Below are 22,310 nucleotides of genomic sequence, written 5' to 3' on the forward strand. Positions count from 1 at the left end.
GCGCCATCAATTTCCGGGTCAACCTATCAAGATTAGGAACGAAAAGAGTAAGCCGCCATCCGCCGCCAAAAGATAATGGCGGCTTGATGCCGGCAAAAAAAATATGCAGGCCTAAGTCACGGGAAAATCAATGTGATTCCGCGCTGTCCCAATACTGGTATTGCGTGGCCGTGCTGCGGTGTCGTCTGATAATCGACTGCGGCAAAATTTCCGTGTCGCTGCCATAACTCAGGATGCAGTTGCCCACGTCGTCGTTGCGCTGGCACTGCTCCACTTTGGTGAGCTGGCTTACCGGCGTCCGTGACACCGAGAAAGAACCCGCCTCCCTGCCGTTGGCATCATACTGATAACGGGTTTGACCATGGTTCGAACGCATCGAGATGAAATAACCTTTTTTATCATAGGCGTAAATATATTCATCGTTGCTGAACGCGTCGGTGCCCCGCGCCGTGCTTTTGACCAGACGCAAATTATTATCGTAGTCATAGGTCCCGGTGGTAAATCCGGGCCGCTCGTTAAGGGTAAAGGCATCGGTCGAGGAGGTGATCACGCCGTTTTTACCGGTAAAAAAACGGCTTTTGCCCTGCTTATGGTTAACCAGCGTTGGCTTGCCGTCTTGATCGATAATGATGGCGATATCGTACTCGCTCTCCCAGCCATCAGCGGATTTTACCGTGTGATTGGACATGCGCAGGGTCATGCGGCCCTCCGTTTTGTGGTAATCGTACGCTTCCTCGATAAGGGCGCCGCAGGTGTCGAAACTGATGCTTGAACGGGCCTGCTCATCCAGATCTTTTCCCACCATCCCCGCCACCACCAGCCGGATGTCGCCTTTGGCGGTGCCGCTCAGCATGATGAGGTTATTACTGTCATTGATATTTTTTTTTGCCGCGGGGCATTCTTTTTCAGCCGCGGCCGCATTGACGGCCAGGCCGGCCAGCAGGATCAACACCGGCAATCGGTAAATTGGATTAATCATATGTTTTCCCAGGCATACCTGCGATTCGGTTACCATCAAAAATCAGGTAATTACAGCGGCGAACAGGATTTAGCGCACCGTAAAAGTATACCCCGCCAGGCAGGCCGGCGCCATGATTACGCCCGAACACGGCGGGTCAATGCCGCCCCGATCGACGCGGCGCCGTTTTTACCGCGAAAAACCGTCAAAGCAACTTGCATTCGCTCCGGAAAAAACTGTATATTTACCCAGTATAAATAAAAGGATAGATCATGCACGTTGAACTGATTTACGACAAAAGAAATTTTACCGCCTTGCCCGACGCCGGCGGTCTTATCCTGGCCGAGTTGACCAAACGCGTACAGCAGGTTTTCCCTGACGCCGAGGTCAACATCAAGCCGATGCAGCGCAACGGCCTGGATACGGATGCCAGCAAAAGCGATAAAGCCATCCTGGCCCGCATCGTTGAGGAAATGTTCGATGACTCGGCGGAATGGCTTACCCTCGCAGAATAACAGGAAGTCAACCGCATGCCCCGGCGCCCGCCGGGGCTACGTTATCATGTCCCCTCTCCGATGAAATCCCATAGGTCCAGCCCGGACAATGCGGGTAGTCCCGCGCCCTCCCCCGGTTAATCAAGCCTGGGTGCCGGCATCGCCCGGCGCCTCGGCGTTACGACGGCGGAATAAGGGTATTGCCTTTCTGCGCGGCCCGCTCAATGGCTTTGGTCTGCCGCCGCTGGAAATACAGATTGGTGAAATAAGTGGCTATGCCAATCACCACCCCCAGGATGATGGCGATTTTGTCCCAGTCCAGATGGCATAGCCAGGTACCGATGTTGCCGATAGCGATAAGAAAACCGGACATAGAATAGGCTCCTGCGGTAGTCAATTTCCCGGGCATACGCTGTTCTCCACCTGTCGCGCAGAGCTTGCCCCCCGTTCAGGGACAATCCCCGGCGGACGTTCATTGCTCAATGATCCTTGCCTCGCTGATGCCGCCGTAATCGCCGCAAAAACAGTTGCCGTTCGTAATGCATTTTTCCCTACGGGCGATAAATCCTTCGCGCAGGCGTTCATGCGTATCCGGCGTAATATCAATTACCGCCAGCCACTGGCGCGCGGCGCGCCGCCATAACCGGCGGCTCTCCAGCCGCTTGGCCAGGGTGATTGCTGTTATTAGTTCCGTCATCGTGGGTACCTCCTTCTCCAGCACCGCGCCGGGCGAGGTTGCCGGGGTGCTTTTTTATGTCCGGAGGCCGCACCCCCGACATCATGTGTAGGATATGTTGTCTTTTTGCTTCATAAAGACCTTCATGTCAGATATACTGACCTTTAAATAGTAGGATATCTGACATAAAAAAGTCAATAAAACTTACATCAGATAATGGTAGGATAACCGACATGGAAATGAGCAATCGCATTCGTGCCAGGCGCAAAGAGTTAAACATCACCCAGCAGGTCCTGGCCAACCTGGTGGGGGTCAGCCGCGTCACGGTGACGGGATGGGAGTCGGGAGATTACCAGCCCGGCGGCGCCAATCTCCAGGCGCTGGCCGCAGCCTTGCAGTGTCGCCCCGCCTGGCTTGTGGACGGTAAAGGGGAAGCCGGCGCCGGGCATCCGCCCCTGCCGCCAACCGCACGTTTCGGCATTAAGGAAATCCCGTTGTTATCCTGGGTGCAGGCCGGTATTTGGACCGAATCGGAAAAACCCGTCACCCTCGATGATGCCAGGGATTGGATTTATACCACGGCCTCGGTGTCGGAGTTCGCTTTTGCCCTTAAGGTCAGGGGGGATTCCATGACCAATCCCCATGGCGCGCCCAGTATCCCCGACGGTTCGGTGGTCGTGGTCGATCCCGATTTTGGCGGCAGTGATGAAGCCAACGGTAAGATCGTGGTCGCCCAACTGGAAGGCAGCAACGAAGCCACCCTGAAAAAATTCACCACCGACGGCCCGTTTAAATATCTGGTACCGCTCAATCCCAACTATAAAATGCTCGAAGTAAACGGCAACTGCCGGATCATCGGCGTCGTCAAACAAATCATTATGGATTTGTAAGCCTTGCCGTATCACCGGCAGGTCGGTTTTCAAACCTGAACGGCTTTATCTGCCGGCGTCAGTTTTGCGACATCGCGCCGGCCTTCTTCCCTTTTGTTACATCGCGCTTTGGCCGCCATCCACCACCAGCGCCTGTCCCGTCACATAGGAGGCGCGATCCGATAGCAGGAACAACGCGACCTGCGCCATTTCTTCCGGTTCCGCCATGCGTCCCAGCGGGATGCCCACGGCATAGGGATGCGAGGCGTTGCCTTGTTCATCGGTGGTAATACGGCCCTGCGTCATCGGCGTGCGGGTGATGGACGGATTAATGGAATTCACCCGGATACCGGCCGGCCCAAACTCCACGGCCGCCGCGCGGGCGAGCGAGACTATGCCGCCTTTGCTGGCGCTGTAAACCGTCGTCCCGGGCTGGGCGATGTTCGCCAGTACCGAACCGTTAAAGACAATCGCGCCGCCGCCTCCCTGACGCTTCATCTGAGCGACTTCCGCCTGCAGGCAAAAGAACGCCGCTTTCAGGTTGGTGTCAAGAACGCGATCCCACAGCGCTTCGTCGAGAGAGTCTATCGGACCGCCGCCGGACACGCCGGCATTATTGAACGCGCAGTCCAGCCTGCCGTAATGCGCCGCCGCCTGCTCAATGACCGCGGCGATAGTCTCTGTGCGCGTCAGGTCCGCCGCAATAAATAATGCGCTGCCGCCCGCCTTGACAATCTCGGCCACCACGGCGCGCCCGGCGTCTTCCTGCCGCCCGGTTAACACCACCCGCGCGCCTTCGCGGGCGAACAGGATAGCGCTGGCCCTGCCGATGCCCGACGTGCCGCCGGTAACCAATGCCACCTTACCTTGCAGTAAACCCATGGTTGTTCCCCTGTCTCTGTTGTTATGATTTAGCGGAGCGGATAATGCGTTGCCACGTTATTTAGATGATGACTGACATCTAATTTCGATTATATGTTGATCGACATCTATTATGTCAACGACGGCCGGCGTTATTTTTGCGCGGTGAACAAAGAGGGGGAATGACGACAAATTAAGGACGCAAGGCATTGGCTACATCCGGGCGGATGCAGCATCCTGAGACAAGGCCACCGCCGGGCTAACCGAACAGGCGACGCTGATACGCGATCAGCTTATGGCCAGACGTGAATCCAGCAGATGCCCGCGGCCAGGATAAAAAAAGCCATAAAGCACAGCGTTGTTACCTGGGAGTAAGTTAATTCGCATTTATTTTCGGTCATATTTTTCCTCGCTAATAAAACATGCCCATACCATCGCCTTGACCTCCGCCTTTCCACGGCCCTAAAAACCGGGACATGCGCACGACTGCCGCTGCACGACGTGTTATTGCCGCCGTTCGCATCCTATAAAGCTATACCAGCGTGCTAACATAATATCAATATCCTATTGGCAAAGCGTTGGATGAATACACGCCCTGACGCCGTGCCGGGGTTTATCCGCCCTGATGAATCTCTTTGCCTGGCGCGCGGCGCGGTTCATTGCTCGTTGGCGCAAGCCCGCCACATGGCATCGAATCCTGCCGCCTTGTAGGCCGCGATTTCATCCGTTCCGCGCGCTGCAAATTCCATCGTGGTTTGCGCCAGCGCCATAAATATCGCCTCGGCAAAAGCCGACTGCCCTGTTATAAAAACATGATTGAAAAAACAGGCATCGGACAGCGCCTTTAAATCCGGAAACAGTTCGGCCACGCTGGCGAGAGTGGCGGGACTTATCTTTTCAGAAACGGCCAGCTGGCGCATCGCTTTATTAGCGGCTGGGTTAACCAAGCCCCACTCGATATAACTGTTCCATACAGCGCGCGCGCGCTCCTTAATCTGCCCGGCGCGGTTATAATCCAGCATCATCGCTCCGCACAGGTTTTGCTTGAGGTGCAGGTAGAGTGCATTCAGCAAGTCGTCTTTGGTAGCGAAATACCGGAACAGCGTGCCTTCGGCGACACCCGCCCTTACGGCTATGCGCGCGGTGGACGCGCCCAACCCAAACTCCGCGACCGTCACCGTCGCGGCCTCGAGCAGGGCAAGCCTTTTCTCTTCACTTTTCGGGCGAGCCACGCGGCACCCTCCTTTTTCGTCATCAAAAGATAGACCCCTGCCGCCTTATCGTCCGGCAATCAACGGTTTTTGCCGCAACGGGCAAGATCATATTGACGGTAAATCCGTTCCCCCTATAATGAGTATGTAATCACTCATATTCAAGCCATTTTACCATGCCCGCCCGCAGCGCCAAGGCATACTCCGCCAATAGAACGTTAGCCCAACGGTCGTGATCACCATGTTATCAGACAGATCCAGCGGTTTTTCCTCTTTTTTTTCTCTGCCGGCATTCGGTAAATTGCCTGCGGGAAAGCGTTTGGAGCGTATCAGCGCCTCCGTTAACTTCACCGACGGCGAGTTTCGTAACCCACTGCCCACGCCCCAGCTGACAGAAGGCGCCGGATATGTGGCGCTGTTATGGGAATTTATTTTCGGTAGCCGTCAACGGGTGAAACCCGCGGGTGCCCTGCCGATGGTGAAAACAGACCTGAAAGCGCTTGATGCCGGCCAGGATACAGTGCTATGGCTGGGGCATTCGTCTTATTTTATGCAGCTTGGCGGCCACAGGATCCTGATAGACCCGGTATTCAGCGCCTACGCCGCGCCCTTTTCTGTTTTTAACCGGGCTTTTAAGGGCGACTATCCGTATTCCGCCGCGGATATGCCCGAGATCGATTACCTGATTATTTCCCACGATCATTGGGATCATCTGGATTATCCCACCCTGACCGCCCTGAGGACAAAAATAAAAACCATCCTTTGCCCGCTGGGCGTCGGCGCGCATTTGGAATATTGGGGGTTCTCACCGGAGATTATCCATGAATCGGATTGGGACCAGGAATGGGTTTTTGCCGCCGATTTTACCGTCCATGTCCTGCCGGCCCGTCATTTTTCCGGCCGTGGCCTGGCCCGCAACAAAACGTTGTGGGCCAGCTTTATGCTGGAAACACCGGCCCGCAGGGTTTTCTACAGCGGCGACAGCGGCTACGGGCCGCATTTTGCCGCTATAGGCGACCGCTTTGGCGCGGTCGACCTGGCCATTATGGAGAATGGGCAATACGACAAGAGCTGGAAGTACATTCATATGATGCCTGAGCAAGTTGCCCTGGCGGCGACGGACGTGCGCGCCGGCGCGCTGTTAGCCGGTCACTCCGGGCGGTTTTGCATGTCCAACCATGCCTGGGACGATCCGTATATCCGCCTGTCCGCCGCCAGCCGGGATAAAACCTACAGACTCTTGACGCCGGTGATTGGCGAAGCCGTGTTGCTGGACCGCCCGGGGCAGGCATTCACCCGGTGGTGGGAAAAGACTGACGGTTAAGCGGGCTGCTTAAGCGCGGCGTTATGGAAGCCAATATAGCGGGCATAACGCGCGGGTTTGAGTTGGGTCAGGTCAACCAGCACCAGTCCGTCTATACAGTTGTTGAACGCGGGGTCGCTGCCGAAGTCGATAAATTGCACGCCGCCGGTGGCGCACAGTTCAGAATACTGTTTGTACAGCGGCGGGATACTGCAGCCAAAATGACTTAACAGCTGCTTCAGCTTTTGCAAATCCGCCTGATAATCATCCCCGGTAAATTGCGCCAGCACCTCGGGCAGCGACGCCGGATAGGGCCGCCGCGATGTCGCCAGCGGCAGCGCCGGGGCAAAATAGAGTCGGTAAAACGCGACCAGCATATCCCGCGCCGCCAGCGGCAGGCCGCCGGAAATCGACACCGGGCCGAACAGATAGCGGTATTGCGGATAGGTAGCCAGATACGCGCCAATCCCCAGCCACAGGTAATCCAGGCCGCGCTTGCCCCAATACCGGGGCTGGATAAAACTCCGCCCCAGCTCGATACCCTGATCGAGAATGGGATCCATTTCATGGCCATAATGGAACAGGCTCTGGCTGTAGAGACCCGCAATGCCTTTTTGCTTAATGTGCCCGGCGGTGGGAATAAAGCGGTAGGCGCCGATGATCTCCAGCTCCTGCGGATCCCAGAGCACCAGGTGATAATAATCGTCGTCATAGCTATCGAGATCGCGGCGGCGGCCGCTGCCTTCCCCGACGGCGCGAAAGGCGATTTCCCGCAGACGGCCCAATTCGCGCAATATCGGCACGTACTCTTCGCCGGCGCGCCGGTATAAATAGATGATTTTGCCATCAGGCGTCCGGCCCAGCGTTTCGCTGGCGGACAGCGCGCGCTTCAGGACGGCGCGATCTTCGGCGCGGGCAATGGCCGACTCGGTGGCGAACAAACCGTCTTTACCCAGCCCGATGCGGTAAACATGACGGCGAAAGCGTCCGGCCAGGACATTGACGTCGGTATGGCCATCATGCCAGTTGGCGTAGGGTATGCGCGCGCCGATATGTAATTTAAGGCGGTTGCCGCGCTGGCGGAACATCTCCCGCACCAATAACAGCGAGGACAGCGGGCGGTAAAGCAGCGAACACAGATAAAACCACGCGCTGTTGCCGCCGCCGATATGCACCGGCACGACGGGCGCACGGCTTTTGGCGGCCAGACGGATAAAACCGGTGCGCCAGCGGCCGTCACGTACGCCTTTGCTGCCAAGACGCGAGACTTCTCCCGCCGGGAACACGATCAGCACGCCCTGGTTATCGAGGTGTTCCTGCATCAGCGCCACCTGCGTACGGCGCGTGCGGTTGCCCATATTATCCACCGGGATCATCAGGCTGCTTAACGATTCCACGCGCGACAGCAGCCGGTTCGCCACCACCTTGACATCGCTGCGCACCGACGCGACCGCGCGCAGCAACACCAGCCCGTCGATGGTGCCGATCGGATGGTTGGCCACCACCACGACCGGACCGTAGCTGGGGATTTGCTCAAGATCGCGCTCGGTTAGTTCGCACTGGATATTTAAAAATTCAAGGATCTGCTCCACCATGTCCAGTCCCTTCAGATGCCGGTAATTATCGGCTAACTGATGAAACTCTTTTTCGCGAAATAGCCATTTCAGCAGCCTGAGCTGCCAGGGCGCGGTTTTATGCCGTGGGTTCAGATCCTGAAGCACCGTTTCCATGCTAAACATAGGAACACCTCCAAATGCGTTCCTCCGACCATAAACAGCATCGATGACAACGACATGGCGGGCAGATGACAGATTGGGTAATCGCGCCACCACCGCAGCGCAGGAGAGCTGCCGCAGCGCGCGTATTTCTCCCAACTGGCTGGTTTCCGCTTCGGTCAGGTTGCAGTTTAATACCGGCAATATCCGGCCCGCCCGGGCGCAGAGCCGATCCAGCCGGCAGGGTTATCGGATACCGAAAGCCTTAGGTTTGGGCGTTTGCCCGAAGCTTTCTTTTTCCAGCTTGATCATAATCAATCCTTTATTGCTACATAGTGGCTGCCATGGCGGTACCAGATATGACATGACGCCGATCAAACCCCTGCTGAAAAGTCTCGCTTTTTCAGGAAAAAAATAATTGTCATACAAAATTTGTAGATCATATGTTAAAAAATTGCTGTAATAACCCTGACCTGTATGGTGACTTGTGTCATGTTTTTTATGGCGTGGCCTTTTTCAGGCCTGGTTTAAAAAAATTATAAAAATACGTGTTATTCCCAATTTTAAAGGAGCAAGACCGTGAGGCGTCATTATCTCCCTCTCGTGATGGGACTTCTCTTGGCAAGCGGATTAAACGCCTTGGCTGCGGATAAACCGGACTCAGAAGATCTTATTGCGCAAGGAAAATACCTCGCTACCGCCGCAGACTGCGGCGCCTGTCATACGTCCCCCGATCGGGGCGCGCCTATGGCCGGCGGGTATGCGATACACTCTCCGTTAGGTGATATATTTGCCAGTAACATTACCCCGTCAAAGGTGTCCGGTATCGGTGATTACAGCGAGCAGGATTTTGCCCGCGCCGTAAGAGACGGTATCAATAAGCAAGGTCAGCATCTTTACCCGGCCATGCCTTATACCTCTTATTCGCGCATTACCGATGCCGACATTCATGCGCTGTATGCCTATTTCATGCATGGCGTACAGCCGGTCGATACGCCCGCACCGCAAACCCATTTGCCCTTTCCCTTCAATATCCGGGCCTCCATGGCACTGTGGAATAGGCTGTTTGCCGGCAATACACCTTTTACACCCACACCGGGCGTCTCCGATGACATCAATCGCGGCGATTATCTGGTCAATGCGCTGGAGCATTGCGATACGTGCCACACGCCGCGCAATGCCTTGATGGGGCAAGATAATGGTAAAGCCTTGTCCGGCGGCAGCCTGGGCAGTTGGTATGCGCCGAATATCACTCCCGACCGCAATTCGGGCATCGGCGACTGGTCGGACGCCGACCTGACGCAATACCTCATGACCGGCCATGTCAGCGGCAAAGCGCAGGCGGCGGGTCCGATGGCGGAAGCCATCGAGCATAGTCTGCAATACCTGTCCGATGCGGATATCCGGGCAATGGTCGCCTATCTGCGCCAGATCCCGGCGGTGGATACCGGCGCGACCAGGCCGCGCGACGGATATGGGCAACCCTCCGCCAGTGAACTGAGCCTGCGCGGCCAGACGGATAATATCGATGCCGGCTGGCAGGTTTTCAGCGGCAGTTGTGCCAACTGCCACCAGGCGGACGGCCAGGGCAATCGCTTTTACCCGTCCCTATTCCATAACAGCGCCACCGGCGCGGATCGCCCGGATAACCTGATCGCCACGATTTTGTACGGCGTGCATCGTAACGTAAACGGCGAAGAGATCGCCATGCCGGCCTTTGGCCCGCAAGCCCACTTCAGCGAGCGGCTCAGCGACCAACAGATTGCCGATGTCAGCAATTACGTGCTCAAGAACTACGGCAATCCGCAGCTTAGCGTTAGCGCCGACAGGGTAAGGGTGATTCGTGAAGGGGGTGATAAACCGCTGCTGGCCAAGATTACCAGCCCGGCATCCCTACTTATCGCCGCGATTATCCTGTTACTTATCGTCGTTTTGCTGGTGGTGCTGATAACTAAAAAAAGGAGGCAACATGGCGCAAAATAATCATCCGCCGGTGTCGATGACGAGACGTCGCGTTTTACAGGGGATGGGCGTTTTATCACTCAGCGCCGTATGTGCCACCCTGTTCCCCGCGCTAAAGGTGCGGGCGCAAGCGGTAAGCGCAAGCGGCTTTATTCCTGTGTCCTCTTTTTTGGTTAGCCGCCCGGTCAATCCGATTCTGGGCCAGCGCTATTACACCGCATTGGTTAAACACCATCCCGATTTTCCCGCCAGCCTTACCGCACTCGGCAATTACCTCAACGGCCGTCATTTTGGCCATGTGGATGATTTCCTGGCAAGCCTAAGCCCCGACGACGCGCTGATCCGCACCGCGACCCTGGTGATTTCCGCCTGGTATACCGGCGTCGTCGGTGATGGCGAGCATCTGGAATTGATTGCCTACGCCGAGGCGTTAATGTATTTGCCGACCAAGGGCATTCTGGTGGTGCCGACCTATGGCGGAGGCCCGGATTCCTGGGGCGGCAAACCTATTGAGCCAACGTCGGGCAAAGGATCAAATCTATGAGCAATAAAAATGTTGATGCCGATGTGATTATTATCGGTTCCGGCGTCATGGGTGGCTTGATTGCCACCCAATTGGCGAAAGCGGGAAAATCAGTGATTATCCTTGAGGCGGGGCCGCGCATTAAGCGCGAGGACATCGTCGAGCGCTTTCGTAATTCCCCGTTCAAGATGTCATTGACCAATATGAAACTTCAGGGCGTGGGCTCTCCCTATCCTGACTTGCCTCACGTGCCTTCCACCTATGGCAGCTACCTGCAACAAACCGGTCCGGTAAAATATCCGACCAAATATTTACGCGTGGTGGGCGGAACAACCTGGCACTTCGGCTCGGCGCTGTGGCGCATGATCCCCAACGACTTCAAACTTAACTCGCTGTATGGTCGCGGCAGGGACTGGCCGTTCGGTTATGATGAACTTGAACCTTGGTATGGCGCGGCCGAACACGAACTAGGGGTATCCGGCGTCGACGGGCAGGATGAAAGCGGCCAGGGCAAACGTCCGTGGCCGCCGCGTTCCACGCCGTTTCCGATGAAAGGATTGACGCCGAGTTATCTCTTTACCCGGCTGTCGGAATTATTGGGTAAGGACGGCTATAACCCGGTAATGGAGCCCAATGGCCGCGCAACGCGTCCTTACGGCAATCGCCCGATTTGCGCCGGCAACAATAACTGCAACCCGGTTTGTCCGATTGGCGCCAAGTATGATGGTTCGATACATATCGATCAGGCTGAAAGATTGGGGGCGAAGTTACTGGATAACTCGGTGGTCTATAAAATCGAGGCGGACGATAAGGGTACTATCAGCGGAGTCTGGTATAAAAAACCCGACGGCTCCGAGCATCACCTCACCGCGAATTATTTCGTGTTGGCGGCATATGGTATTGAATCGCCGAAATTGTTGCTGATGTCGACATCGGCGCGCTACCCGAACGGCATTGCCAATAGCTCCGACCAGGTGGGGCGTAATTTGATGGGACATACCGGCATCAGTATGAATATCATGATGAAAGAAGATGTCTGGCCGGGTCAGGGACCGACCGAGCTGCTGGTATATCTTAATAATCGCGATGGTGAATTTCGCAAAGATTTCCCCAGCTACAAGACCAAAGTACGCAACACCGTGCCGACGGCTGATTATGCCGCATCGCTGATTGAAAAAGGTGTTCTCGGCTCGAAGCTGGATGAGGAATTGCATCGTCAGTCGGCGCGGTCACTGAATTTTGCCGTTGATTTCGAGACGCTGCCGCTGGCGGAAAACCGCGTGGTGCCGAGCAAGACCAAAACCGACGCCATCGGCATCCCGCTGCCGGAGATTTATTATAGCGTGACCGATTATTGGGAAGCGGGTAAGGAAGTGGCGTTGAAGGATTTTAAAAATATCGCCCGTCTGCTCGATGCCGATATTGCCAAAATCGATACCAGCTATCAGGATCGCCAGCACATTATGGGCACCACCATCATGGGCGACGACCCAAAAAACTCCGTCGTGAACAGTCATTGCCAATCTCACGATCACCCTAATCTGTTTATTGCCGGCACCAGCGTGATGCCCTCCACCTCCTGCATGAACCCCACGCTTACCGGCGCGGCATTAAGCCTGCGTTTGGCGGATCATCTGCTGAAGGTGGTAAAGGTATAAGTTAAGCGTTAAATTCTGCCGCGGCTTGCTTCCCGGCGAGCCGCGGTGTTATTTTTTAGCGTAAACCCGCCCGAAGGACCTTCACGGATGAGTACTTACCATTTAGTCGATCCCGAACTGCAGCCATTATTATCACAACTGGAACATCCCGCGCTTGATGCCCAGGTCCTGCCGGCGATGCGCGCCCAACGGCAGGCGGCCGCGCTGGACAACGCCGCGCGCGACGATGGGCTGGCGCTGTCCATGACCGAACATTCAATCCCCGGGCAGGACGGCGCGCCGCCGGTGCGGGTGATGGTTATCGCTCCGCTCGCGGTGAAAAAAGGCCGGATGGGCATCCTGCATATCCACGGCGGCGGATTTCTGATGGGTAGCCCGGAACAATCGCTGCCGCTTACCCGCCTCACCGCAAGCCGGCAGGATTGCGTCGTTGTCTCGGTTGATTACCGGCTGTCGCCCGAGACGCGCTTCCCCGGTCCGCTGGAAGATTGTTTTACCGCGCTGGCCTGGATGGCGCAATACGCTGGTGAACTGGGCGTCGATCCCCGGCATATCGGCGTGATGGGCGACAGCGCCGGCGCGGGACTGGCCGCCGGGCTGGCGCTGCTCGCCAGGGACCGTGGCGCACCGGCGCTGGCTTTTCAGAACCTGATGTACCCGATGCTTGATGATCGCACGGTGGTGGAGACCGATCCTAATCCGATAACCGGCGAATTTATCTGGACGCGGGAAAGCAACCGTTTCGGCTGGCAGTCGTATTTGGGCGCCGAGCCGGGCGGCGAGGATATTTGCATGTATGCGGCGGCGGCGAGAGCGAATTACCTGGGCGGTTTGCCGCCAGCCTGGATTGGGGTGGGCACGCTGGATTTGTTTCTCGACGAAAATCTGGAGTATGCCCGCAGGTTAATCCGCGCGGGCGTGCCGGTAGCGTTGAACGTTTACCCCGGCGGGTTCCATGGTTTTAACGGCGATCCCAACGCGGATATCGCCCGCCGCGCCCGCAAAGACCGGCAGCTTTCTTTAAGCCGCTTTAACCCGGCACAACCGGGGGCCTAATGATACAGGCAATCCCAAACGCATGCCCATGCGACCGCTCTTGCCCTGGAGCCCCTTTTTTGACCAGAGGGAATGGCCCGGCATCGCTTATCTGAATCCGGCCCCCGGCTGACTCAAATCGTATCTTGATTACGACTGGCCCTCCGGCCGGTCCGGCATGCCCTCATGTGCGCCAAATTCCTGCTCTGGCGGTGACACCCAGCGGTCTTTGCGCGTCAATTCATATTGCTGGTTTTTTGGGTAATGGATCCTGTTATCGGGTTTGGACGCCTCGCCGACCACCAATAGCCGGACTTCTCGTTCGCTGTTATTGATAAAGGTATGGCAGATGCCTGTGCCGGCTGGGAATCCCACCGCTTCACCCGGCGAGAGCTGATGCATAACGCCGTTTATCCAGACATGCGGATGCCCTTCCAGCACATAGATAAACTCCTCCTCCGCGCTTTCAGCATGGGGATAGGTGGTCCGGCGCCCCGGCGGCAGCCGTTCATGATGAATACCAATCCGGCTAAGGCCAAGCATTCGGCCCAACGGCGCGCCAATCGACATGCGCTCGCCGCTATCTTCATAGGCCGCCACGTCGTCACCCTCCAGCTCACGCCAATGCCTGATAAATTCCGGACGCATATTGTGATCCTCCCTTACGCTGATTGTATCGTTAGAAGCCATTATTCAAAAAAATAGCTCAGAATAGGTTTACTTGGGCGGCATATTTACAAAACGTCTCAGTTACGGATATTATATATCCGTAACCGTCGTTGTGTTGTAACGGATAAAATCATGATCCTCAAGAGTCAGGTCGAGTGGGCCCTCCATTGCTGCGCCCTGCTCGCCGGTATGCCGGCGGAACGCTATTTGTCCACGAAAACCCTGGCGGAATTTCACGGCCTGCCGAAGGAATATCTGTCGAAAGCGCTGCAAAGTCTCTCCCAAGCCGGCCTGGTCGCGACCACGCTCGGCCCGGGCGGCGGCTACCGGCTGGCCAGGGCGCCGTCTGAGATCACCTTCCTGGATATCGTCGAAGCCGTCGAGGGTAAACGCCAGACGTTTATTTGCAATGAAATACGGGGCAACAACCCCTGCCGGGCAAAGGGAACCTGCGACAGCAAACCCTGTCCGATAGCGCGCATCATGTGGGATGCCGATGCGGCCTGGCGCCATTCCCTCGCGGGCGTAAGCCTGGCTTCCCTCGCGTTGACCCTGGCCGAGGATGTCCCGGACGACCTGCTCAAACGCACCATGGACTGGCTGCTGGAACACTCCGGCTGACACCGCGTACGCCATATCCCGCGCCGCTGTCCTTTCACCATGCTACCGGGACATCGCCGGATCGGCCCCTACCGCCGTCATCAGGAAATCCAGCACCGCCTTGACGCGCAGCGGGATATTGCGGCGCGAGAGATAGACCACATGCATAGGCAACCGGGACGGCGGAAAGCCTGGCATCACGGCGATAAGCCGGCCCGTCGCGATATCGGGGCCGGCAACGAGATGGGACAGGATCGCCAGCCCCGCACCCGAGAGCGCCGCGCGGTACACCGCAAGCGCATTATTGGAAATCAGCCTTGGCGCCACCCGCACGGCCGTCTCCGCCGAACCGTCGGAGAAAGACCAGGTCATGCCCTCCCCGCCGCGGTTGTAGTAAAGACACTCATGGTGTTGTAACTCCGCCGGCGCGCTTGGCGCGGCGCTCCGGGACAGATAGGATGGCGCCGCCACAAGAAACGCCGTAGTCCACCCGATATGCCGGCAGATCAGCCCATTCGCCAACACCGGCCCCAGCCGGACTTCGAGATCAATCCCCTCTTCCAGCAGGTCAGACGGGTTTTCCCGCAGCACCAGTTCAACGGACAAACCGGGATAGGCCGCCAGAAACGGCGCCAGCAGCCCGCCCAGATACATCCCCAGCGGCCCCGGCACGCTCAGGCGCACCTTGCCCGAGGCGGCGGCGCAGCCCAGGCCGGCCGCGTCGCCCAGTTCGTCGACGGCCGCCAGTACCCTTAGCGCAAAAGGAATAGCCCGTTCCCCCTCGGCCGTCAGCGCCAGACCGCTCGTGGTCCGGTGCAGCAGCCGGATCGTTAAATGGCTTTCAAGCGCCGAAACCTGCCGGGAAACGGCTGGCTGGGTGACGCCCAGATCGGCGGCGGCGGCGGAAAACGAGCCGGTTTCGGCGACGCGCAGAAAGCTGCGCAAGGCGGATACTATGTCCATAAGGTCGCTCCATACTTTTGGTTATAGCCCCTATGCCGCCGTCTCGCTGCGGCGCAGCTTTACAGGCGCTTAATTAAGGATATTATATATCCATAAGGATAACAAATATCCTTAATCACCCGGAGAAATGACAAATGACCCAACGTCTCAATTATGCCCAGTTGTCCCCCGAGCAGTATCAGCAATTGATCGCGTTCTCGGCCGCCGTGCGAAACGGCGTCATCGAGGAGGGAATTATCGATTTGATCGAGGTGCGCGCCTCCCAGCTTAACGGCTGCGGCTTCTGCCTCGATATGCATATCAAACAGGCGACCATCCGCGGAGAGTCCGCGCTGCGCCTACATCACGTGGCAATCTGGCGCGAATCCCCCCTATTCCAACCGCGCGAGCGCGCGGCGTTGGCGTGGGCCGAATCCCTCACCAAACTGTCGGGCGATGTGCCGGATGAGCTCTATGAACACGTGCGCGGCCAATTTTCCGAAAAGGAAATTTCCGATCTGACTTTCGCCGTCATGGCGATTAACGCCTGGAATCGCGCCGGCGTGGCTTTCCGGGCCGTACCGGGTTCGGCCGACAAGGTATTCGGTCTCGACAAGGCGGGTTTGCGTTAAGGCGGCCGATTCGCGGCTTTCGTCATATCACGACAAAGCGCCCCGTGGCCGGGGCGCGAGGTAGGCAATGATGAAAATCGTTATCAATGGCGGTACCGGCCAGATCGGCGCTCCCTGCGTCACCCTTTCCCGGGCACAATAAAAACGGTTTGCCCTCGTCCCAATGACACACCAGTATTGCGCCCGGGTTATTCCACAACCCAGTCGCTCCTTGCACCAATACTATTATGTGACGCATCTCCTGATCTTGCCGTTTAAACGGTAATCGGAAAAAAATTTTCCCTTTTTTAGGCTTTTTTATGAGCTTTGCGTGATAAACACCGTTCCTCATTTCATATTATGGGTTCCGGGGTAAGACTTGATGAACAAAAGCGAAAGACAAAAAGCGATTCGAGTTAAGCTGGTGAGGGATAAAAATGTCTATGTCGCAGAGCTGGCGAAAGAGTTAAGCGTCACTACGCGCACCATTCGCAATGATCTGAAAGAATTGAGTTCACATGCCAACTGCATGCTATTTCACGGCGGCGCTAAGTTAGCTGAGGTCGCTGATGAATCACTCTTTGAGAAATCCGTCATCAATACCATTCTCAAAGGCCTGGGTGACAGCAGCATGGATTCTTATACGGGATCCGATCAACAAGAAAAGCTTCTCGACGACGGCATCTATATTCTCGGCTCGTTCAATGTCGATATAGTATCGGAAACAATGATGTTGCCGCAAATAGGTCAAACCATCCGGTCATCTTCCACTCACTTTTATGCCGGCGGCAAAGGAACCAATCAGGCGGTGGCGGCAGCGAAAATAAATAATAACGTTCATCTGGCAATAAAATTGGGAATGGATGAATTTTCAGAGAAAGCGAGAAAATACATTACCAATACTGAAATTTCCTCGTTCACTATTTTTGAAAATGAAATAGCTGCCACGGGGATCGCCATTGTCTGGGTTTCCAATACCACTGGCGATAACATGATCAGCATCGACCTTGGCGCCAACGAAACCTTTACACAAGAAGATATTTTATTCGATTTAAATATCATCCAGAGCTGTAAAGTATTTTTAACTCAGCTGGAGAATAATTTTCCCATTACCCGCTTTGCCATTATGCAAGCTAAATCATTTCAGTGCGTAATAGTAGTGAACCCTGCGCCCTACGTCTCGGAAGTGAAGGAAATATTGCATTTAATTGATATTATCACGCCGAATAAAATCGAGGCGGAAGCGCTGTCCGGCATCGCAATCACCGATATTCATTCAGCAAAAACCGCGGCGAAAAGCATCCATAACCAAGGGGCTAAATGTGTCATCATCACGCTCGGCGAGCGGGGTTGTTTATTATTTGACGGCGATATTTTTACCTATGTTCCCGCCTATAAATCAGCGGTAATGGATACCAGCGGCGCGGGAGATGCTTTTACCGGCGCATTGGCCGGATGCATAGCCAATGGTAAAAAATTAACCGATGCCGTGCGATATGCCTGCGCGTTCGCCTCCCTGAAAGTCGAGCGTAAAGGGGCATCAAATATGCCGAACAGCTCGCTGGTTTATCATCGAATGCAACAATAGATTCTTATTGGCTGTTTCACCGATAAAGGAGGTCTTTTCATTTATACCCACGTTTTGCGTACCGTTGCCGGCGGAACGGGGTATACGCACAACAGGGCTGTGGCAACCGCAACGCTGTTGTCTTTATAGTGTCTCTCTAGAAAGGATAATTTCATGAAAAATGTACCATTTCTTAAAGTTATAGGTGCCGTTGCGGTACTGGCGTTTTCCGCCGCCGCTGCGTTGCCGGTTTCCGCCGCTGACACGCAGCATCACAAACCCAAGATCGCGCTGGTCATGAAATCACTGGCAAATGAATTTTTCCTGACGATGGAAACGGGTGCGAAAGATTACCAGAAACAACATGCCGATAAATTCGATCTTATTTCCAACGGCATTAAAAATGAAACCGACACAGCTAATCAGATTCAAATTGTGGAACAGATGATTGTGTCAAAGGCGGACGCCATTATTATTGCCCCGTCGGACTCCAAAGCCCTGGTACCCGTGGTTAAAAAAGCGATTGATGCCGGCATTATTGTTATCAATATCGATAATCAGTTTGATGCCGCCGTTCTGAAGGACAAAGGCTTAAATGTGCCCTTTGTCGGCCCGGATAACCGTAAAGGCGCTAAAAGCATCGGGGATTATTTAGCAAAACATCTTAAGGCCGGCGATCAGGTGGGCATTATTGAAGGCATCCCTACCTCGACCAATTCCCAGCAGCGCACGCAGGGCTACCAGGATGCCATGGCGCAGGCAGGCATAAAAGTCGTGTCGGTACAGTCCGGACAGTGGGAGATTAATAATGCCAATGCCATTGCCGCGGCGATGTTAAGCGAATACCCCAATATCAAGGCGTTATTGGCGGATAACGATAATATGGCGCTGGGCGCGGTTTCCGCGGTTCGCGCAGCCGGGAAAAAGGGCCAGGTCCAGGTGGTGGGCTATGACAATATCGCGGCGATCAAACCGATGCTGGCCGATGGGCGGGTATTGGCGACCGCCGATCAGTTTGCCTCTCAGCAGGCGGTTTTTGGTATCAATGCCGCGTTAACCGCCCTGGAAAACGGGAAAAAGCAAAGCGAACTGGCCAGCAGCGTAGAAACGCCGGTCAAACTCATCGTCAAGCAATAAACACCCGGGCCGCTGAGCGGTGCTGATGCCTGGGACCGGAATATCCCTGTGGTTTAACGTTGCCGCTCACGCCGCGGCAGCGTTAAACGCCAAGGGTTAGCGCCAAACAAAGCGCACCTGTTCCCGGTATTTTGACCCGCCCGTTAACGCAGTTATGCTGCCATCACCGGATAACCCTGAATATGACAGACCGGCATGAAATTCTAGCAATAAAGGGTATCGGCAAAACCTATAGCGAGCCGGTGCTGACGGATGTGAACCTGAAATTATACCCGGGAAAAGTCCTGGCGCTGACGGGTGAAAACGGCGCGGGTAAAAGCACGTTATCCAAAATAATCGGCGGCCTGGTCATACCCACCACGGGCACTATGCTGTACCAGGGCCAGCCTTATACGCCGGCGAGCAGAAAAGACGCGGAAAAAAGAGGTATCCGCATGGTGATGCAAGAGCTCAACCTGCTGCCAACCCTTTCGGTGGCGGAAAACTTATTTATCGATCAATTACCTCACCGCGCGGGCTGGATCAATCGCAAACGCCTGCGCGACATGGCCCGGCCGGTAATGGCGCTGGTGGGCCTGCAAATGATTGACCCGGATACGCTGGTCGGTGAACTTGGCCTGGGCCATCAGCAAATGATTGAGATTGCCCGTAACTTAATCGGTGAAAGCCGCATCCTTATTTTAGACGAACCGACAGCGATGCTGACCAGTCGCGAAGTCGAATTATTGTTCAGCCAAATTAAGCGCTTTAAGCAGCGCGGCGTCTCGCTTATCTATATTTCCCATCGTCTGGATGAACTGGCGATGATTGCCGACGATGTTACCGTCTTACGGGATGGCCATGTCGTGTGCACAGACGATATCAGACGCTACAGCAGCGACCAACTGGTGTCGTTAATGGTGGGTCGCGATCTGGAAAGTACCCTGGATATCAGCGCGCGCCGGCAGGGCGCGCCCATTTTAAAAGTAGAGCACTTCAGGCGGGGTCATATTATCCAGGACGTTTCATTGACCCTGCATCGTGGCGAAGTCCTGGGGATCGGTGGATTGGTTGGCGCGGGACGGACCGAATTATTGCGCGCCATATTTGGTGCGGACCCGGTGGAGCACGGGCAATTATCCGTGGGCGATCCGCTGCTGCCGGTCACCCTTCGCTCCCCCGCCGACGCGATCCGCCACCGGATTGCGCTGGTTACCGAAGATCGCAAAGGCGAGGGGTTGCTATTGCCGCAGTCTATCGCCGCCAATATCTCCCTGGGAAACCGCGATAAAATAAGCCGCTTCTCCGTGGTCAACGCGCGCCATGAACAGCGTTTGGCGCAAAAACACATCGACAGCCTGGGCATTCGCGCCACGGGCAGCGGCCAGCCGGTCGAAAGCTTGTCCGGAGGCAACCAGCAGAAGGTGCTGATCAGCCGCTGGCTGGAGCGCAACTGCGACGTCATTTTATTTGACGAACCAACGCGCGGGATAGACGTGGGGGCCAAACGGGATATCTATTTACTCATGAATGAACTAACCCAGGACGGCAAAGGCCTGATCGTCGTGTCCAGCGACCTGCGCGAATTAATGCTGATTTGCGACCGTATCGCCGTCCTTTCCGCCGGGAAATTAGCAGGCCTGTTTACACGCGGCGCCTGGACGCAGGACGGTATTCTGGCCGCGGCATTTTCCGGCTATCAACAAACAGAAAAGGTTGCCGCCACGCAGGCCGGCCCAGGGAAACCACTCGATGCGTAAAACACCATTATCTCATCACACCGGGCCGCAGAATAGGGAATCACTACCGGCGGAAAAAAGGTTATCGCCCTCTTCCTGGCGGGGACTGAGCAGTTATCTGGGACTGATCGGCGCGCTGCTGGCGATGATCGTGCTGTTTTCCTTTCTCAGCGATCATTTTTTAAGCCTGAATACCTTCAGCACCATTGCCAATCAGATTCCGGATTTAATGGTGATGTCGGTAGGGATGACCTTTGTGTTGATCATCGCGGGCATCGATCTTTCCGTGGGCTCGCTGCTGGCATTAGCCGCCGCCGTTGTCAGCGTCACCTACCTCAATCTGCACTGGAATCCCTGGCTTGCCGCACTGTCGGGCGTGGCGCTGGCGACGCTCGTGGGCTCGCTTACCGGATTTATCACGGTCTTCTGGCGTATCCCTTCGTTTATCGTGTCGTTGGGCATGCTGGAAATGGCGCGGGGAGCGGCCTATCAATTAACCGATTCCCGGACGGCCTATATCGGTTCAATTTTTGATTATCTGGCCGATCCGATTGTCCTTGGGATCTCGCCATCGTTTGTGATCGCCGCCCTGGTGATTTTATTAGGGCACCTGGCATTAACCCGTACCATTTTCGGCCGCCATCTTATTGGCATCGGCACCAATGAGGAAGCCGTACGCCTGGCGGGAATCAATCCCGGTCCCTATAAAATCGCGGTATTTGCCCTGATGGGGGGATTATCCGGCCTGGCATCGCTGTTCCAGGTCGCCCGTCTCGAAGCGGCGGATCCCAACGGCGGCGTGGGTATGGAACTGCAGGTGATTGCCGCCGTCGTCATCGGCGGCACCAGCCTGATGGGCGGACGCGGTTCCGTCATTTGCACCTTCCTGGGCGCTTTGATTATTTCAGTGCTGGCGGCGGGACTGGCGCAAATAGGCGCAAGCGAACCGACGAAACGGGTCATTACCGGCGCGGTTATCATTGTGGCCGTGGTGCTGGACACCTACCGCAGCCAGCGGCAAAAAAAATAACGCCCCGGCCCGGTGCCGCGCACAGCGCATCCGATGGCATAGACATCGGCTCTGTTGAGCTATGCCCTGATGAAAATAGCGCCGCACCCCTTAACCGATCGCCAGGAGCCGGCGACACATTATGTTAGCGCGGCGCCAGCTGGCTGATAAACAACCCCGCCGCGCTGACCGCATCAATGGCTATCTTGCCTAAATGACGGCGGATGCTGTCGGCCAGGGCGATGGTGGAAAACCCCGTACAGGAAAAAGCAATGACTTCCGCGCCCTGGCGATAAAGCGTATCGGCGCAAGCCAGCGCGCTTTCCCGCCCCTGAGCGCTTAAAAGATCCGTCGTGTTGAAAACCCCTTCCGGCCGCGCATAAACCACCGCTTCGCCAAGCAGTTGTTTAAACGGCGCCGGCGCGCCGGCCCCTATCCCCATCACCGCCACAGGACGTTTAAGCATGGCGGCCACGCTTGCGGACGCGCTGCCGGCGCCGATGACGGGAACGGCCACCGCCCGGCGCAGTTCCGCCAGTCCCGGATCGGCCGCACAGCTCAGGAATAAGGCATTACAGCCTTCCGCCTGCAGCGCCTGTCCCAGCGCGATAATTTTCGGTATTGCCAAGGACTGGCTGGCATCGTCATAAATACCTTGGCGTTGGTCGGGGATGCAACGACTCAGGGATATCGTCCCATATTGCTGTTGGATCAGACGGCCATGCTCTTCCACAAAGGCCCGATCGTCATGGGTTAAAACTCTGATAATGCCCAGCATAAAAAACTCCTGTT

At 56.0% G+C, this 22,310-nt stretch carries 22 protein-coding genes; 13 read left to right on the forward strand and 9 right to left on the reverse strand.

The annotated features are described in order from the left end of the window. Window positions 1–127 precede the first annotated feature (127 nt). On the reverse strand, window positions 128–979 hold the full coding sequence (locus tag ABUK12_RS10720) for a hypothetical protein (protein WP_410016248.1): 852 nt from the start codon (window positions 977–979) through the stop codon (window positions 128–130). A 251-nt stretch (window positions 980–1,230) separates the two neighbouring features. Here ABUK12_RS10720 and ABUK12_RS10725 point away from each other — a divergent pair, with 251 nt between their 5' ends. Beyond that, on the forward strand, window positions 1,231–1,473 hold the full coding sequence (locus tag ABUK12_RS10725; protein WP_410016249.1) for a DinI-like family protein: 243 nt from the start codon (window positions 1,231–1,233) through the stop codon (window positions 1,471–1,473). 157 nt (window positions 1,474–1,630) lie between these two features. On the opposite strand, the gene ABUK12_RS10730 is transcribed toward ABUK12_RS10725, so the two are convergent. Then, window positions 1,631–1,861, reverse strand: a complete 231-nt coding sequence (locus ABUK12_RS10730; RefSeq protein ID WP_410016250.1) for a phage holin — start codon at window positions 1,859–1,861, stop codon at window positions 1,631–1,633. Between the two features lie 63 nt (window positions 1,862–1,924). Continuing rightward, window positions 1,925–2,149, reverse strand: coding sequence for a PerC family transcriptional regulator (locus tag ABUK12_RS10735; protein ID WP_410016251.1), 225 nt, complete (start codon window positions 2,147–2,149; stop codon window positions 1,925–1,927). Between the two features lie 212 nt (window positions 2,150–2,361). Between ABUK12_RS10735 and ABUK12_RS10740 the strand changes: the two genes are divergently transcribed. After that, window positions 2,362–3,018: a LexA family protein gene (locus tag ABUK12_RS10740; protein WP_410016252.1), complete on the forward strand. Its 657-nt coding sequence runs from the start codon at window positions 2,362–2,364 to the stop codon at window positions 3,016–3,018. Between the two features lie 96 nt (window positions 3,019–3,114). Here ABUK12_RS10740 and ABUK12_RS10745 read toward each other — a convergent pair whose 3' ends face one another. Both ABUK12_RS10745 and ABUK12_RS10750 read right to left on the reverse strand, forming a co-directional pair. Further along, the gene (locus tag ABUK12_RS10745) at window positions 3,115–3,879 is read right to left on the reverse strand and encodes an SDR family NAD(P)-dependent oxidoreductase (protein ID WP_410016253.1); all 765 of its coding nucleotides are present in this window, start codon (window positions 3,877–3,879) and stop codon (window positions 3,115–3,117) included. A 635-nt stretch (window positions 3,880–4,514) separates the two neighbouring features. Further along, entirely contained in the window at window positions 4,515–5,090 is a 576-nt protein-coding gene (locus ABUK12_RS10750; protein WP_410016254.1) for a TetR/AcrR family transcriptional regulator, read from the reverse strand. 220 nt (window positions 5,091–5,310) lie between these two features. Between ABUK12_RS10750 and ABUK12_RS10755 the strand changes: the two genes are divergently transcribed. Beyond that, complete coding sequence (locus ABUK12_RS10755; protein ID WP_410016255.1) at window positions 5,311–6,393, forward strand: MBL fold metallo-hydrolase; 1,083 nt, start codon at window positions 5,311–5,313, stop codon at window positions 6,391–6,393. Here the strand turns inward: ABUK12_RS10755 and ABUK12_RS10760 are convergent. Further along, window positions 6,390–8,111, reverse strand: a complete 1,722-nt coding sequence (locus tag ABUK12_RS10760; protein ID WP_410016256.1) for a lysophospholipid acyltransferase family protein — start codon at window positions 8,109–8,111, stop codon at window positions 6,390–6,392. The two genes, ABUK12_RS10755 and ABUK12_RS10760, sit on opposite strands and share 4 nt — an antisense overlap. Window positions 8,112–8,693: 582 nt before the next feature. Between ABUK12_RS10760 and ABUK12_RS10765 the strand changes: the two genes are divergently transcribed. The 4 genes from ABUK12_RS10765 to ABUK12_RS10780 all read left to right on the forward strand — a co-directional run bounded on the left by ABUK12_RS10765 (window position 8,694) and on the right by ABUK12_RS10780 (window position 13,286). Then, the gene (locus ABUK12_RS10765) at window positions 8,694–10,070 is read left to right on the forward strand and encodes a c-type cytochrome (RefSeq protein ID WP_410016609.1); all 1,377 of its coding nucleotides are present in this window, start codon (window positions 8,694–8,696) and stop codon (window positions 10,068–10,070) included. Next, window positions 10,057–10,593 carry a sugar dehydrogenase complex small subunit gene (locus ABUK12_RS10770; RefSeq protein WP_410016257.1) on the forward strand — a complete coding sequence of 179 codons (537 nt, stop codon included), beginning with the start codon at window positions 10,057–10,059 and terminating at the stop codon, window positions 10,591–10,593. The genes ABUK12_RS10765 and ABUK12_RS10770 overlap by 14 nt, the downstream gene beginning before the upstream one ends. Further along, the gene (locus tag ABUK12_RS10775) at window positions 10,590–12,230 is read left to right on the forward strand and encodes a GMC family oxidoreductase (protein ID WP_410016258.1); all 1,641 of its coding nucleotides are present in this window, start codon (window positions 10,590–10,592) and stop codon (window positions 12,228–12,230) included. Before ABUK12_RS10770 ends, ABUK12_RS10775 begins: the two co-directional genes overlap by 4 nt. A gap of 87 nt (window positions 12,231–12,317) precedes the next feature. Then, a complete protein-coding gene (locus ABUK12_RS10780) occupies window positions 12,318–13,286 on the forward strand; it encodes an alpha/beta hydrolase (protein WP_410016259.1) in 969 nt (322 codons plus the stop codon). Window positions 13,287–13,415: 129 nt separating this feature from the next. Here the strand turns inward: ABUK12_RS10780 and ABUK12_RS10785 are convergent, their stop codons facing one another. Further along, window positions 13,416–13,913, reverse strand: coding sequence for a cupin domain-containing protein (locus ABUK12_RS10785; RefSeq protein WP_410016260.1), 498 nt, complete (start codon window positions 13,911–13,913; stop codon window positions 13,416–13,418). 153 nt (window positions 13,914–14,066) lie between these two features. Between ABUK12_RS10785 and ABUK12_RS10790 the strand changes: the two genes are divergently transcribed. Continuing rightward, window positions 14,067–14,555: an RrF2 family transcriptional regulator gene (locus ABUK12_RS10790; RefSeq protein ID WP_410016261.1), complete on the forward strand. Its 489-nt coding sequence runs from the start codon at window positions 14,067–14,069 to the stop codon at window positions 14,553–14,555. 42 nt (window positions 14,556–14,597) lie between these two features. On the opposite strand, the gene ABUK12_RS10795 is transcribed toward ABUK12_RS10790, so the two are convergent. Continuing rightward, the gene (locus tag ABUK12_RS10795) at window positions 14,598–15,497 is read right to left on the reverse strand and encodes a LysR family transcriptional regulator (protein WP_410016262.1); all 900 of its coding nucleotides are present in this window, start codon (window positions 15,495–15,497) and stop codon (window positions 14,598–14,600) included. 134 nt (window positions 15,498–15,631) lie between these two features. Here ABUK12_RS10795 and ABUK12_RS10800 point away from each other — a divergent pair, with 134 nt between their 5' ends. The 5 genes from ABUK12_RS10800 to ABUK12_RS10820 all read left to right on the forward strand — a co-directional run bounded on the left by ABUK12_RS10800 (window position 15,632) and on the right by ABUK12_RS10820 (window position 21,539). After that, window positions 15,632–16,108 (forward strand): carboxymuconolactone decarboxylase family protein, encoded by a 477-nt coding sequence (locus ABUK12_RS10800; protein WP_410016263.1) that lies wholly within the window; start codon window positions 15,632–15,634, stop codon window positions 16,106–16,108. A 361-nt stretch (window positions 16,109–16,469) separates the two neighbouring features. Then, window positions 16,470–17,675, forward strand: a complete 1,206-nt coding sequence (locus ABUK12_RS10805; protein WP_410016264.1) for a PfkB family carbohydrate kinase — start codon at window positions 16,470–16,472, stop codon at window positions 17,673–17,675. A 153-nt stretch (window positions 17,676–17,828) separates the two neighbouring features. Continuing rightward, the gene (locus ABUK12_RS10810) at window positions 17,829–18,791 is read left to right on the forward strand and encodes a sugar ABC transporter substrate-binding protein (protein ID WP_410016265.1); all 963 of its coding nucleotides are present in this window, start codon (window positions 17,829–17,831) and stop codon (window positions 18,789–18,791) included. Between the two features lie 182 nt (window positions 18,792–18,973). Beyond that, on the forward strand, window positions 18,974–20,530 hold the full coding sequence (locus tag ABUK12_RS10815) for a sugar ABC transporter ATP-binding protein (protein ID WP_410016266.1): 1,557 nt from the start codon (window positions 18,974–18,976) through the stop codon (window positions 20,528–20,530). Then, window positions 20,523–21,539 (forward strand): ABC transporter permease, encoded by a 1,017-nt coding sequence (locus ABUK12_RS10820; protein ID WP_410016267.1) that lies wholly within the window; start codon window positions 20,523–20,525, stop codon window positions 21,537–21,539. Before ABUK12_RS10815 ends, ABUK12_RS10820 begins: the two co-directional genes overlap by 8 nt. Window positions 21,540–21,663: 124 nt before the next feature. Here ABUK12_RS10820 and ABUK12_RS10825 read toward each other — a convergent pair whose 3' ends face one another. Next, entirely contained in the window at window positions 21,664–22,296 is a 633-nt protein-coding gene (locus ABUK12_RS10825) for an aspartate/glutamate racemase family protein (RefSeq protein WP_410016268.1), read from the reverse strand. Window positions 22,297–22,310: the final 14 nt, after the last annotated feature.

This window comes from Sodalis sp. C49 (genome assembly GCF_046352915.1).
Lineage (GTDB): Bacteria > Pseudomonadota > Gammaproteobacteria > Enterobacterales > Enterobacteriaceae > Acerihabitans.